General features: G+C 27.5%; 15 protein-coding genes. 5 read left to right on the top strand and 10 right to left on the bottom strand.

Annotated features, from left to right (window positions below):
* Nucleotides 1-150 precede the first annotated feature (150 nt).
* Nucleotides 151-843 carry a DUF5680 domain-containing protein gene (locus BN2920_RS06815; RefSeq protein WP_058294257.1) on the bottom strand — a complete coding sequence of 231 codons (693 nt, stop codon included), beginning with the start codon at nt 841-843 and terminating at the stop codon, nt 151-153.
* A 371-nt stretch (nt 844-1214) separates the two neighbouring features.
* Between BN2920_RS06815 and BN2920_RS06810 the strand changes: the two genes are divergently transcribed.
* Complete coding sequence (locus BN2920_RS06810) at nt 1215-1871, top strand: alpha/beta fold hydrolase (RefSeq protein WP_058294256.1); 657 nt, start codon at nt 1215-1217, stop codon at nt 1869-1871.
* A 20-nt stretch (nt 1872-1891) separates the two neighbouring features.
* A complete protein-coding gene (locus BN2920_RS06805; protein ID WP_058294255.1) occupies nt 1892-2398 on the top strand; it encodes a hypothetical protein in 507 nt (168 codons plus the stop codon).
* 62 nt (nt 2399-2460) lie between these two features.
* Here BN2920_RS06805 and BN2920_RS06800 read toward each other — a convergent pair whose 3' ends face one another.
* The 3 genes from BN2920_RS06800 to BN2920_RS06790 all read right to left on the bottom strand — a co-directional run bounded on the left by BN2920_RS06800 (nt 2461) and on the right by BN2920_RS06790 (nt 6151).
* Nucleotides 2461-2880 (bottom strand): hypothetical protein, encoded by a 420-nt coding sequence (locus BN2920_RS06800; RefSeq protein WP_058294254.1) that lies wholly within the window; start codon nt 2878-2880, stop codon nt 2461-2463.
* Nucleotides 2881-3334: 454 nt separating this feature from the next.
* Nucleotides 3335-3868, bottom strand: a complete 534-nt coding sequence (locus BN2920_RS06795) for a phosphatase PAP2 family protein (RefSeq protein ID WP_083498728.1) — start codon at nt 3866-3868, stop codon at nt 3335-3337.
* A gap of 93 nt (nt 3869-3961) precedes the next feature.
* A complete protein-coding gene (locus BN2920_RS06790) occupies nt 3962-6151 on the bottom strand; it encodes a YhgE/Pip domain-containing protein (RefSeq protein WP_058294252.1) in 2190 nt (729 codons plus the stop codon).
* 221 nt (nt 6152-6372) lie between these two features.
* Between BN2920_RS06790 and BN2920_RS06785 the strand changes: the two genes are divergently transcribed.
* Complete coding sequence (locus tag BN2920_RS06785; protein WP_058294251.1) at nt 6373-6861, top strand: GNAT family N-acetyltransferase; 489 nt, start codon at nt 6373-6375, stop codon at nt 6859-6861.
* 95 nt (nt 6862-6956) lie between these two features.
* On the opposite strand, the gene BN2920_RS22300 is transcribed toward BN2920_RS06785, so the two are convergent.
* The gene (locus tag BN2920_RS22300; RefSeq protein ID WP_058294250.1) at nt 6957-7205 is read right to left on the bottom strand and encodes a heparan-alpha-glucosaminide N-acetyltransferase domain-containing protein; all 249 of its coding nucleotides are present in this window, start codon (nt 7203-7205) and stop codon (nt 6957-6959) included.
* Nucleotides 7206-7209: 4 nt separating this feature from the next.
* Nucleotides 7210-7701 (bottom strand): heparan-alpha-glucosaminide N-acetyltransferase domain-containing protein, encoded by a 492-nt coding sequence (locus BN2920_RS22295; protein ID WP_479680404.1) that lies wholly within the window; start codon nt 7699-7701, stop codon nt 7210-7212.
* Nucleotides 7702-8337: 636 nt separating this feature from the next.
* Here BN2920_RS22295 and BN2920_RS21670 point away from each other — a divergent pair.
* The gene (locus BN2920_RS21670) at nt 8338-8514 is read left to right on the top strand and encodes a hypothetical protein (RefSeq protein WP_207644374.1); all 177 of its coding nucleotides are present in this window, start codon (nt 8338-8340) and stop codon (nt 8512-8514) included.
* Between the two features lie 216 nt (nt 8515-8730).
* Nucleotides 8731-9930: an IS110 family RNA-guided transposase gene (locus BN2920_RS06765; protein ID WP_058293047.1), complete on the top strand. Its 1200-nt coding sequence runs from the start codon at nt 8731-8733 to the stop codon at nt 9928-9930.
* A gap of 222 nt (nt 9931-10152) precedes the next feature.
* Here the strand turns inward: BN2920_RS06765 and BN2920_RS06760 are convergent, their stop codons facing one another.
* The 4 genes from BN2920_RS06760 to BN2920_RS06745 form a co-directional block, all read right to left on the bottom strand.
* Nucleotides 10153-10470: an AzlD domain-containing protein gene (locus BN2920_RS06760; RefSeq protein WP_058294247.1), complete on the bottom strand. Its 318-nt coding sequence runs from the start codon at nt 10468-10470 to the stop codon at nt 10153-10155.
* Nucleotides 10471-10488: 18 nt separating this feature from the next.
* Nucleotides 10489-11208 carry an AzlC family ABC transporter permease gene (locus BN2920_RS06755; RefSeq protein WP_230131966.1) on the bottom strand — a complete coding sequence of 240 codons (720 nt, stop codon included), beginning with the start codon at nt 11206-11208 and terminating at the stop codon, nt 10489-10491.
* A gap of 36 nt (nt 11209-11244) precedes the next feature.
* On the bottom strand, nt 11245-11829 hold the full coding sequence (locus BN2920_RS06750; RefSeq protein WP_058294246.1) for a hypothetical protein: 585 nt from the start codon (nt 11827-11829) through the stop codon (nt 11245-11247).
* Between the two features lie 167 nt (nt 11830-11996).
* Entirely contained in the window at nt 11997-13433 is a 1437-nt protein-coding gene (locus BN2920_RS06745) for a M20 family metallopeptidase (protein WP_083498727.1), read from the bottom strand.
* Nucleotides 13434-13522: the final 89 nt, after the last annotated feature.

Below are 13522 nucleotides of genomic sequence, written 5' to 3'. Positions count from 1 at the left end.
CTCCCATAATAATACAATTGATTAAAAAAGAAGTTTCAATTCAATCTAAATATCTATGAACTAAAACCTCTTTATCTTTTCTCTATAATATACTATTATACCATAATTTAGTCTTTAAATTACTAATAAAATATTAAAATACTAACAATCTTATTCAATGATTACCCCGCCATGAAACTTGCATTCATAAATTTTGACATCATTTTTATAAATAACTTCTTCACCATCAAACCATTCAAAATTCCCAGCAAAACTGCATTCATATTTAAACTCACCATTTTCATATGACAACGGTCCACGATATGGATATTCTTCATTAACAATTCTTAATGCTTCTTTTAAAAACCACCCTTCAAATCCTTCTTCCACAATTCTTCCTGCATAGTTCATTGACCATAGTGGTATATTATCATTCCATATAGCTTCTTCCCCCACAAATTTTTCTCCACCCAAATAAGTATCAATGTATATTAAATTGCCTTCACAATATTTCAAGTCATGTGAATTAGGCCTGCATGGAATGCATTCTTTTGCATTTCCTGATGCATAAGTCTCTCTTTTAGCTCTACATAAAAACTCTACTATTTTTTTATCCATTTTATATTCTCCAATCTTAGTTATATTCTTTTTAAGATTGCAATCATTATTTTTTTCTTTTAAAAGACTATCAATTGAAATATTAAAGTAATTACTTATTTCTATTAATTTATCAATATCAGGATAAGATTTTCCAAGCTCCCATTTTGCAATAGCTTGTCTTGAAACATTCATGATTTCTGCTAGCTTTTCTTGTGATAATTTATTTAATTTTCTTAAAGTTCTTATCTTTTCCGGAAAACTCATGATATTTACCTCCTAATAATACTATATCCCTAATTAATCGCTCTTTCTATAAACTATTTGTACTTATTTTTGTAAACTATAGGTTGCAAATTTTAATATGAACTATCTTTTATTTTGTATATTTCTATAAATTTTATAAAGTTTCTTTTAAACTGCCACTCTATAAAATTATAATTTAAAATATAATAAGATTTCTTTGCTATGGATTGATATAATAAAAAAGAATATATAGATCCTTTTGAATAAAAAGAAAATGATTGAGATATAAAAACATTACTAAAAAATTGTATTATCATTATAGAGAAAAGAAATTAAATACTTAAAAAGAAAGAGATTCTACATTATAAAAATAAAAAGAAGGGAGCATAGTTATGATACTTAAAATTAATAATATAGATTTATTCTATGAAAAATTCGGATCTGGAACTCCAATTATTCTTGTTCATGGTAATGGTGAAAATCATAATATATTTGATAAAATCATACCTCTGCTTAGTGAATTATTTACTGTCTATGCAATTGATTTACGTGGTCATGGAAAAAGCAGCATAATTAATGAATATAACTATCAAGATATGGCAGATGATATAGTATGCTTTGTAAAAGAATTGCAGTTAAAAAATCCTATTTATTATGGATTTAGCGATGGTGGTATTATTGGTCTGCTTATTGCTTCTCAGCATCAAGAGCTTTTATCTCATCTTATTGTAAGTGGTGCAAATACATGTCCACATGGATTAAAGAATAAATGGTATTACTTATTTAAATTAATGTATTTTTTTAAACGAGATAAAAAAATGAAAATGATGCTTACACAGCCTAATATATCAAAAGAGGAATTAGAAAAAATAACCATTCCAACTCTTGTCCTTGCTGGAAGTAATGATATGATTAGTGAAAATAATACTAGAGAAATTGCACACTGTATAAAAAATAGTACTTTAAATATTTTAGACGGTGAAACTCATAGCAGCTATGTAGTTCACTCTCCAAAATTGTTTGATTTAATAACATCTTTTTACAGTTAATAAATTATAGGAGAATAAACATGAAAAATTCATTGATTCCAATTAGCACTATAGATTTTAATAATACAATCAATATAAAATTTAATAATATTTTAGATGGTTTTGATTTTTTCAAAAATTTCACTATTGATGGTAACGTTACTTGCGGTGAAGAAAAAATCATAACATTCATCGAGAAGATTTTTGAAGAAAACATTGATGATACTTATATTGATTTTTATATAAATAGAATATCATCTGAAGATAAAAGTAATCTAATGAATCTTATATCAGACAATGATAAAAATACTTTAAGAGAATTCATGAATATTACACATGATGGAGTATATTTTAAACTTATTGACAAAAATCTAATTCCTTTTTTTGTCCGTTTAAATACCAAAGAAGTATTTTTTGTTACCTTCTATTTTAATAATAGACCAATAACAGTATGGGGAAATTACAATATGAAGTTTCCTTGTTTTGTTAATAATGATGAAGACCTAGAATACTATTTACAATTAGCATCTAAATTAAATTTAGCTTAATTAAATTCAAATATTACAGATAAATTAAGAGCATTTATACCAAGCATAAATGCTCTTACACCTTATATTTTTTTTAACTCTACTATAGGAATATCTTGTCCATCTTTATTCTTAAGTTCAATATCATACTTCTCAATAAGATTTTTTACTATTTTTGTACCAACAAGTGCACATAACATGAGATATTCTGCTACAACTGCTATGTTTATTCCCTCTGCTGCTGCAAATACTGTTACTGTTGTGGCTGAAAATGCTAAAGAAATTCCTGAACTTTCTGCTGATGTAACAAGACTGGCTATAATTGTAGCACCAGCTCCTGATGCAAAAGCAATTAATGATGCCAACTTTGGCTGAGACAATTTTTGTATCTTTTCAGCTTTTTCAAATTTCTCAGCTAATTTTCCTTCTAATATTATTTCATCATATCCTTTTTCAACTGCTTCTTTCAAATCATTTCTATTTCTTACTATTAAGGTGTTCATATATATCACTTCCTTAAAATATATCATTTTCTAAAAAATATTTTTATATTATACATTATACATTATATTATACCAATAAAATATAATTTAATTTTTACTTAAATACTTTTGCTTACTTACCTTATTATAATACTCCTCAATTTTAGGAGGCATTGTTTTCCATCCATATAAGTATACATCCGGTATTTTAGGAACCCAATCCTCATTCGTATCTATTGTATTTTTAGATCTGTTTTTAATATCAAACTTTATATCTTTAATTATAATATCTGACTTTTCATTATATAATCTTCATATAATCTTCTTGAAACAACTTTTCCACTTCTATCAATTATTTGAGTTGCTCCTATTATTTCTCTAACCTCTTCTTTATCACCATTAGGAAAAGTTCCCCCTTGAAATTTTGCATTATAACTAGCATGAATTACTGGAACAATTTATTTATTTTTTTAATTTAAACTGAAATGAAGAATCCTACAACTCCAAATAAAATACTAATAACAGCACCACCTATTACATCTGTGGGATAGTGAACTCCTGCTAGTACTCTAGTAACCCCAACTATTATTGCTATAAACATCACAATAAATCCATATGTATGATTTAAATATAAACATGCCATAGCAATTATAAAAGCACTTGCTGTATGCCTGCTTGGAAAAGATTGTCCTTTTCCTTTTTCATAATCTACTAATGGTTCATAATCATATGTATCATACGGTCTAGGTTTATTTAATATTTTTCTAAATATAGAAACAAAAATTAAATTTAATGCTGGTATAATCAAAAACAATATTAATCTTTTATCATTTTTTAAATATAAAAAAATACTTGTACACATATATAACATTATAATGAGTATTTGTGAATACTTGCACAATATTTTTATGCCTTCACTTCTAAATTTACTTTTTCTAAAAAAATGTGTTATTTCTCTATATTGATTTTCTGTCATCTTTTCAATTCCTTTACTATATAACAAATTCATTTATAACTAATTAATTATTATATCATAAAAAGATATTCATAAGAACTTTCTTAATTTACCTCAAGAATACTTCTTATAAATATCTTATAAATATTATTCCCCTAAATGACTTTCTTCAAATTTTTCAGTAAAGTTACTTATAATTTTACTTAGCGGCTTTTTTAGAAATATTCCTATTAGTGCTGATCCAATTATAATAGAAATTATTACAACTATATCCTTTATAAGTACTTCTCTTACAATTCCTCCAATACTCTCCCTCATTAAAGAAATGGTATATGTAAATGGTAAAAATGGATGTATTCTTTGAAAGAATTTTGGTGTAAGCTCTATAGGGAAAGTTCCTCCTGATCCTCCTATTTGGAATACTAATAAAACTATTCCAACTACTTTTCCTGCATTTCCAAGCACTGAACATGCAGTATATATAATAAAAGCAAATGTTATACTTGTTAATATTGAAACTAAAACAAATAAGAATTGATTTAAACAATATACTTTTAGTATATATAAGTCACCTATTGAAACTATAAGCGCCTGAATTATACCTATACTTACAAATAATAATAACTTCCCAAAATAACTCTCTATTACCGTATATTTAGTAATCATCTCTTTTTTAGAACTATCAGCTTCTTCGGTATTTATTTCATGTGGATTAACTGCCAATATAGAAACTAATAAAAGTTCTCCTACCCATAATGATAAAATTGTATAAAATGGCGTCATAGCACTTCCATAGTTTCCCATAGGAAATAGCTGTTTTTCTACTAAATTTACTGGATTAGCCAAAAAGTCACTTCTAGCCTGAACATCACTTTTTAATAAATTCAAAAGTTCACTTATTCCTTTGTCATTATTGGCTTTTTCCATTTTATCAATTAATTCATTTAACATTTCTTCTGCCTTTGGTAAATTCTTTCTAACATTATCTATTACTGAAACAGCTTTTTCTGAACCTTCTCCGGCTGTATTTAATAAATTACTTATTTGTGGAAGTTTACTTTCTGCTTCATCTAATGCATTTATAATATTATCTGTTGTACTATATGTAGAATCAAATATATCATTTATTTTAGTTAAAATATCACTGTCATATTTAAAATATAAATCTGATAGTAAAGAATTCATATTATCAGAAAAGTCCTTAATATTATTTAATAATGTTAAATCTGGCTTACCACCTGCTAATATATCATCTTTTATGTTTTGAAGTGTATTTTGAAAATTATTTATTGTAGTGTTAATATTTTTTAGATTAGTTATTACGTCATTTAATTTAGGATTTATCTTATTTAGCGCTTCTAGAATTTTTAAAATAGATTTTATTAGACTATCTAAATTATTAGTTTTGCTTATAAGATTATCAATCATTTCTGGCGCTTTATCACTTCCATTATTTATTGCATCTATAACTACACTTGTATAGTTTGAAATATCTTTACTTATATCACTTGCTATTCTTATATTTTCTTTAATTGTTGGTGATATTTCATTCAAACTATTTCTTGATGTAGATACAAATTCTTTAACACTATTTCCAAGCTCCTTACTGCTATTTATAGTATCTTGCAACAATGGTATATCACTTTGAAATTTTTCTGATAAATCATTAATATTAGTAGCACCATCATAAGCTAAATCTACAATATCATTTATATCTGAAAATCTTTCCTGAACATCTTTTAGTATATTATATACATTTGTAATCTTTGGCTTAACATTTTCAATTTCAATTGATGCATTTTTAGTTGCTGTAAGCAGTGCATTTGATACAGTTTCAACTAAGGCTTTACTTATATTTTCCTGAACTCCAGTTGCACCTTTACTAGTCAATTTAGGCGCTATTGCATTAATTTTTTCATTGACAGTATAAATTATTTCTCCTTTTTTAATATCACTTGTTATTAAGGAAGTCATATCACTTGAAAATTCACTTGGTATAACAATAGTTGCATAAAGATTTCCATTTCTTAGCTTATCATTTGCTTCTTCTTCACTTATAAAATTCCATCCTAATAAATCATTATTCTTAAGCTCATCTATTATTGTATTTCCTAAATTTATCGATGTACCATTAAGCTCTGCTCCTGCATCATTATTTACAACTCCAATTTGAATCTGACTGGTAGCCTCTTTTGAATAAGGATCCCATGAAGCTGCTATATTGAACCAGGCATACATTGAAGGAAGTATACATAATGCTATTATTGTAATAAATGCTGCATAGTTTGTTACAATATTTTTTATATCTTGTTTATAAATCTTAATTATATTATTCAAAATTCTTCCTCCTACACATAAATTCTTTCCCTCTTATGTTTCCTTGATTTTATATGTAATATTCTTCATATGAATTTTTATAAAATTTTATTTTTTTCATAATTATTTTCAATTTGTTTTTTTTAATATATATATTTTATTAATCATGCTATAATTGATGTAAAATAATAAAAACATTTCAATTCCACTATATTTAATATTTATATCTTTTGGAGGATTTTATGAACAACTATACAATTAAAATAGCATCACTTAATGATTTTGAAAATTGTGCAAAAATTATAAGGCAAGGATTTTCTTCTATTGCAAGAAAATTTGATTTGACAACAGCAAATTGTCCAAGCAATGATGCTTTTATTACAACTGATGAATTAATAAAAAATAAAGATATGGGAAACTTAATGTATGCCCTATATGATAATCACAAAATGGTTGGCTTTATGGAATTAGAAAAGAAAAATGAATTTAATTATGAACTTGGAAAGTTCACAGTTCTTTATGAAGCAAGACACTTAGGATATGGAAAAGCCTTATTAGACTTTGCAAAAAATAAAGTTAAAGAACTTGGAGGGGAAAAACTTATTATTAGCGTTATTGAAAATAACGATATTCTTAAAGATTGGTATAGAGCTAATGGATTTATACATACTGATACAAAAAAAGTTAAACATCTTCCTTTTTCTGTTGATCTTATGGAGAGTAATTTATAATTTACATATTATTTAGTATCCTATAAAAATTCTTTTAAATAATGAAAATAGCATAATATGATAAAATTAAACTATCATATCATGCTATTTCTATTTTAAAAATAAGAATAAGCTAATAATCCCAAATAAATCACAGGCTGATGTAATAAATAAATTCGTAATGAATTTTTCCCAGCAAACTCAATCCATCCTATTCCTTTTTTATATAAAATCTTATATTTATGATCCCTATTTTTTATAATCTTGTATAAGAAATATCCTAATATAAATAAAAATATCCATGGAAATAAAGAAAAGTAATCTGTAGAATAAAAATTAGGTTCTTTAAATCCTAAATAAGTCATAAATCTACTGNTAATCTGTAGAATAAAAATTAGGTTCTTTAAATCCTAAATAAGTCATAAATCTACTGCTATACAATGAGCTTGGTATTTTCATAATATTCCATGATTCAAATCCTAAATATCCATTATTAATATTTCTAAATACACCAAAAAGCAATGAACAAGAAAATATTCCTATAACAGGTGATACATTTTTCAATATTTTATCTAATATGATCATAAGAAGCATACATGAACCAATCATTGTAAGTACTCCAAATATAATTTTCTGTTCTGGCATAAAAATTGTAGTTATCAAAGAAATAGCCATCCCCATACCAAATACCTGAAGTCCTCGTTTTAATTTATTTTTTCCCATTGACCAACAAAATCCTGATAGCAATATGAAAGTCCAACATATGCTTTGCTGCCATATATATACAAATATAGATTCATGCCATGTCCAATTATTATCTAATATATATACAGCATCCCAAATTAGATGATAGATTATCATGCTGATTAAATTTATACCACGAATATTATCCAAAATATGATATCTCACTTAAAGCCCCCTTGTTTTTTAATTATAACATTTCAAATTTTATATGCTTTTCATTTCTATTATTAAGTTAATTATAAGACTTTAAACTACGTCCAGGTCAAGAACTTTTTTAATTCAAAAGCAGAAATATTATGATTATACACCGCACCATAAATAAGGGACGTAGTAAGTTTATAGTGAAATAACCGAAATAAAGCTCTCATGTTCGGCTCGCTTGCTACAAAAATGAATCTAAAAATTTAATGTTTTATCCTTTCTTAGAATGTATCAATTTATAAATATAGGAATATAAATTCTTACGAATGTGCACTTATAAAAGGAACAGCTATGCTGTAATACGGATCTTTTCTTATTTATTGGGTAATACAGTACTTTTCTAAGTAGCCCCATAAATCACTATAATTGATAGAAAATTATATTTTTAAGTATTGGATATTTACCAAAATATAAATTATATATGTTCTAATTAAGAATCAGTATTAAAATCTGCCCTAAACCCTAAAAAATATATGGTTCATATGAAGTAACTTTATTGGAAGTTATACACATTAAATGATAAGTTTAGAGAAAAACAAAGAAATTCAATATATGAATATGCGTAGTATTGTATTGGAAATTTCAGCTTTTAAATTCTTTGGCAGAGGATGTTCCAAAATTGTTTGTCCAAAAACTTGCTTTTTGGAGCAAACATTTTTGGGCGCAGCCTCTGCCATTAGAATTTGGTACTCTATAAGTGTAGATACAAATCATAAATATATGATTTAACATCTGCACTTATTTTAATTTATAATAAAGGGAGTAATTTGGTATGACGACTTTAGAATTGGGTTTTAACATCCGTAGCTAAAACTGTCAGCCATCCCTTATTATAAAGATTCGATTAAGCAGGTTGAAACCGTACGGCTTTCGTGTAACTAACCAAAATGAATTGTAATAAGTGTGGGTGGATTAAAATTACAATAATTTTTTAGGAGGATTAACATGATTAGTGTTGGAATTGATGTTTCAAAAGGAAAAAGTACAGTATGTATATTGAAAGAATATGGTGAGGTTATTAGTGAACCACATGAAATAAATCATACTGAAGCTGATTTAAAAGCATTAGTTGAATCTATTTCTGAATTAAATGAAGAAACTAGAGTTGTTATGGAAGCGACCGGTGCATACCATTTGCCACTACTTACTTATCTTAAAAATCATGGTATATTTGTAGCCGTAATAAATCCATTAATTATGAAAAAATATTCTGCTATAGGATTAAGGAAAGGTAAAACTGATAAATTAGATTCTATCAAAATAGCTAATTATGGAATTGATAATTGGTTTAAATTAACTGACTATGAAGCAACAGATGAGGTGTATTCTGAATTAAAATTATTAGGTAGGCAATATTCTCATTATATAGCTATGAGAATAGAGAGCAAACTTGTACTAAGTAATCTATTAGATAGAACAATGCCAGGAATTAAAAATCTATTAAAAAATAGATCCGATAAGCCAGAGAAAGATAAATTAAATGATTTTGTTAAAGAATACTGGCATTACGATAATATTACCAAGAAAAATGAAAAGCAATTTATAAATAGTTATTTTAAATGGGCAAAAAATAAAGGATACCATCAAAGTGAAACAAAAGCAAAACAGATATATGCTTTAGCACAAGAAGGCATCCCTACACTATCTTCTAGTACCCCATCAACCAAAATGTTAGTATTAGAAGCTGTTCGAGTTCTTAGCGAAATAGATAGAACTCTATCTATGATATTATCACAAATGCAAGAATTAGCAAGTAGTTTAAAGGAATACAATGTTGTTAGAAATATGCCTGGAGTTGGAGATACATTGGCTCCACGCTTAATTGCTGAAATCGGTGATTTAAAACGCTTTTATAATAAAAAGGCTTTGATAGCTTATACGGGTATTGATTCACCTCCTTTTGAGTCGGGACAGTTTGTTGCAAACAAACGTCGTATTTCTAAAAGAGGTTCTGCATTATTACGAAAAACTGGATATGAAATTATGAAATGTATCAAAAGTGCCAAACCAAAGGATGATCCTATATTTTTATATATGTTAAAAAAAGAAGCAGAAGGAAAACCTAAAAAAGTTGCTAAAATTGCTGCATTAAATAAGTTTCTAAGAATATACTACGCTAGAGTAAAAGAAGTCTATAATACTTAAATTTAGATAGTATCTATATCTAAATTAAACAGAATTTCTGTTTAATTTATTTGTCATGCAAAAAATATATAAAAAACCTGCTAAAAAAAACTTGATTTTTCTTAGCAGGTTTTAGCTGAAATTTCCCTACAATCGAGCATATCATATATTGAATTTCGGTTGTTATCCACTAAACTTTGATTCTACGTCCCTTATTTATTTCATGTTCAAAAGAATTTATTTTTAAATTAATCTTAATAATGCTACACTTATAATTCCAACTACAACAGTTAAAAGCAAATCTTTCTTTTTAACGCCTATAATAATTGTAGGTATTAGTGCTAAAATTTCCAGTTCATTTCCCATAATCGAAAACTTATCATCTATAGTGAAAATTTCTACTGCTATTAATGCTGATAATATTGATATAGGAATGTATTTCAAGAACTCTTCTAATTTAGGATGTAATTTCATTTTTGACATTACTGTTATAGGAAGTACTCTTGGCAGTAACGTTACAATACATCCTCCAAGTATTACAGTCCATATATACATATTCATGTTATATCTCCTCCATGTCTAATCCTTAATAAATATTCCAACTAAGGCACCAAATATTGCTGCTATTATTACACCTAAACTTGTAGATACAAATTTAGTTGATAGTATTAATATAACTACAGATGTAAGAATTATTATTATAGATTTTTTTAATTTTATGTTTTCTATTGATGAAATTAATAGCCCTACAAACATAGCTGTAAGTGCAAAATCTAAGCCAAATATTTTATAATCTGGTATTAAATTTCCTATAACTACACCTATCCCTGTTGCTATAATCCAGTTTAAATATGCTGCAATATTGAGTCCCATCATCCACCAATAATCAATTTTCTTATTTTTTATTCCCTCTGCACTTGCAACTAAAAATGTTTCATCTGTTAATAATATTCCTATTAATAGGTTTTTAATTAGAGAGTTTCTTTTGAAATATGGTGCCATAGATGCACTCATAAATACATGCCTAAGATTAACAAAAAATATTGTAAATATTATGCTTATTGCAGGTATTCCTGAAAACATCATACCGGCTGAAATAAATTGTGCTGAACCAGCATAAATAAAAGTACTCATCCCTATTGCCTGCCAAAATGTAATGTTACATGACTTGCATAGTATTCCACATGCTATTCCTATGCTTAAATATCCAAATATAGTTGGTACACAGTCCTTTATGCCTTTTATAAATAAATCTTTTTCATTCATTTGGCACTTGAAGTCTTGATGCTCTAGTTCCAAATCAGCTTCCCCCTTAAAATTTCTTGCTTATTCCGCTTAAATAGTTTTCATTTCATTATTAACTGTCTCTTCACAAGAGCGCATTGCCATTATTGTCGTTTCTAATAATTTATCTAATTCCCACCCAAGGAATTCTGCACCTTTTCTTATTACGTCTCTTGAACATCCAGCTGCAAACTTTTTATCTTTAAATTTTTTCTTTAAGCTTGAAAGCTCCATATCCATTACACTTTTTGATGGACGCATACGTGCTGTTGCACCAATAAGGCCTGTTAATTCATCTACTGCATATAATACTTTTTCCATTTCATGTTCTGGTTTAACATCCACAGTTAATTCATATCCATGACTACATACTGCATGAATTAATTCTTCTCCTGCATTAGACTTTCCTAATAATTCTGGAGCTTTTATGCAGTGTTCTTCTGGATACATTTCATAATCGATGTCATGTAAGAGTCCTACAAGTCCCCAGAATTCTTTATCTTCTGAATAACCTAATTCATCTGAATACCACTTCATGACACCTTCCACTGTTAATCCATGTAAAATATGAAATTCTTCTTTATTGTATTCCTTTAATAAATTGATTCCATCTTCTCTGCTTAATTCTGTTTTCATGATAAATAACCCCCAATTCATATTTCTTGTTACTTTATTTAATATAACAATTTTATTATTTATATAATTGTATTTCTACTATTATCTTCCACCGATTGTTAAATGTCAACATATAAAAAGCCATAAGCTTATACAGCAAACGGCTTTTTATATAGTAATTTAATATATTATTCAAAAATATGTGGTTTAACTTCCTTAGGAATTAAACATTCATATTTTTGTCCATCTAATTTTTCATTAAATTCAGCTTTTGCTTTTTCTATAAGCTCAGGATTTTCTATTAACTTTATTGCACCTAGTGCAAGTACATTAGAAGCAAGTAATGTCCCCTTTAATGCAGTTTTAGATTTACCTTGAGCAACATATTGCCATGAGTGCCCATCCACACCATAAGCAAAACAAGCTGTTCTTATTTGTGCTGTTGGAACTACCCAGCTTACATCACCAACGTCTGTAGAACCAGATGATGCCGATACTTCATCTTTGTGAATATGTTCAACTATATAATCACAAATAGGATTTTCTTTCATATGCTTTTTAAATTCCTGCTTATTTTTTATTTCTTCTGAAATAAATATATCATCTAAGTTTTCTTTAGAAACTGTATCTTTAAACTTTTGCGCGTAATCCAGTTCTTCTTTTGTATATTTAGGTGCTCCTATTTCCAAGAAGCTTTCATATAATACATCTTCAAGTGCACAGTTAGAAATTGTATCTGAACATCCTTCATCAAATAATATTTCAATTTCTGTTTCAGTCATCATAGCTGCTCCTTTAGCTATTTTGCATACTCTTTCATATAGCTTTTTAGCTTTTGGAGCACTTGAAGACCTAACCATATATGCTACTTCTGCTTCTCTTTGGACAACATTGGGAGATATTCCTCCAGTATTAGTTATTGCATAATGAACTCTTTCTTGTGGCTCAATATGTTCTCTTAAATAATTAACTCCTACATTCATAAGTTCAACAGCATCTAATGCACTTCTTCCAAGGTGTGGTGCGGCTGCTGCATGTGATGATATTCCATGGAACCTAAAGAAAACCTGCATACATGCAAGACTTGAGCCTGTTGTAACTATGTTTAATGTATCAGGATGCCAAGAAAGTGCTATATCGCAATCATCAAAGAAACCATCTCGTGCCAAATAAGCTTTGCCTGATCCGCTTTCTTCTGCTGGACATCCAACTATCTTTACTGTACCTTGAATATTATTTTCTTTTAAATAATCTCTTACCAATAAAGCTGCTCCAACAGCCCCTGTCCCAAGTAATTGATGTCCACATCCATGACCTGTTTCTTTTCCTTCAATTGGCTTATATTCTGCTATATCACATTCCTGACTTAATCCTGATAGAGAATCATATTCAGCTAAAATGCATATTACAGGACTTCCACTTCCATATACTCCAACAAACGCAGTATCCATATCTGCAATATTTTCTTCCACCTCAAAGCCTTCACTTCTTAAATATGATACCATAGCCTTGCATGATTTATTTTCTCTAAATGCTAACTCTGAATAATCCCATATATTATCTATTAAATTTTTAAGCCCATCTTTATATTTTTCTATTGGATTGTTCTCCATAAATTTATGCATAAAATCGCCCCCATTAATTTATTCCTATATATAAATTAAGTTCTTTACTTTAGTAGTATTTTCTTAATTTTTCAAATAGTTTTCTTATA

Source organism: Clostridium neonatale (genome assembly GCF_001458595.1).
GTDB classification, from domain to species: domain Bacteria; phylum Bacillota; class Clostridia; order Clostridiales; family Clostridiaceae; genus Clostridium; species Clostridium neonatale.
This window is presented reverse-complemented; position numbering and strand designations above follow the sequence as displayed.

Coding starts and splice junctions, on each gene's coding strand:
- BN2920_RS06815 (WP_058294257.1), bottom strand. CDS start 843: ATGAGTTTTCCGGAAAAGATAAGAACTTTAAGAAAATTAAATAAATTA.
- BN2920_RS06810 (WP_058294256.1), top strand. CDS start 1,215: ATGATACTTAAAATTAATAATATAGATTTATTCTATGAAAAATTCGGA.
- BN2920_RS06805 (WP_058294255.1), top strand. CDS start 1,892: ATGAAAAATTCATTGATTCCAATTAGCACTATAGATTTTAATAATACA.
- BN2920_RS06800 (WP_058294254.1), bottom strand. CDS start 2,880: ATGAACACCTTAATAGTAAGAAATAGAAATGATTTGAAAGAAGCAGTT.
- BN2920_RS06795 (WP_083498728.1), bottom strand. CDS start 3,868: ATGAATTTGTTATATAGTAAAGGAATTGAAAAGATGACAGAAAATCAA.
- BN2920_RS06785 (WP_058294251.1), top strand. CDS start 6,373: ATGAACAACTATACAATTAAAATAGCATCACTTAATGATTTTGAAAAT.
- BN2920_RS22300 (WP_058294250.1), bottom strand. CDS start 7,205: ATGACTTATTTAGGATTTAAAGAACCTAATTTTTATTCTACAGATTAC.
- BN2920_RS21670 (WP_207644374.1), top strand. CDS start 8,338: ATGAATATGCGTAGTATTGTATTGGAAATTTCAGCTTTTAAATTCTTT.
- BN2920_RS06765 (WP_058293047.1), top strand. CDS start 8,731: ATGATTAGTGTTGGAATTGATGTTTCAAAAGGAAAAAGTACAGTATGT.
- BN2920_RS06760 (WP_058294247.1), bottom strand. CDS start 10,470: ATGAATATGTATATATGGACTGTAATACTTGGAGGATGTATTGTAACG.
- BN2920_RS06750 (WP_058294246.1), bottom strand. CDS start 11,829: ATGAAAACAGAATTAAGCAGAGAAGATGGAATCAATTTATTAAAGGAA.
- BN2920_RS06745 (WP_083498727.1), bottom strand. CDS start 13,433: ATGCATAAATTTATGGAGAACAATCCAATAGAAAAATATAAAGATGGG.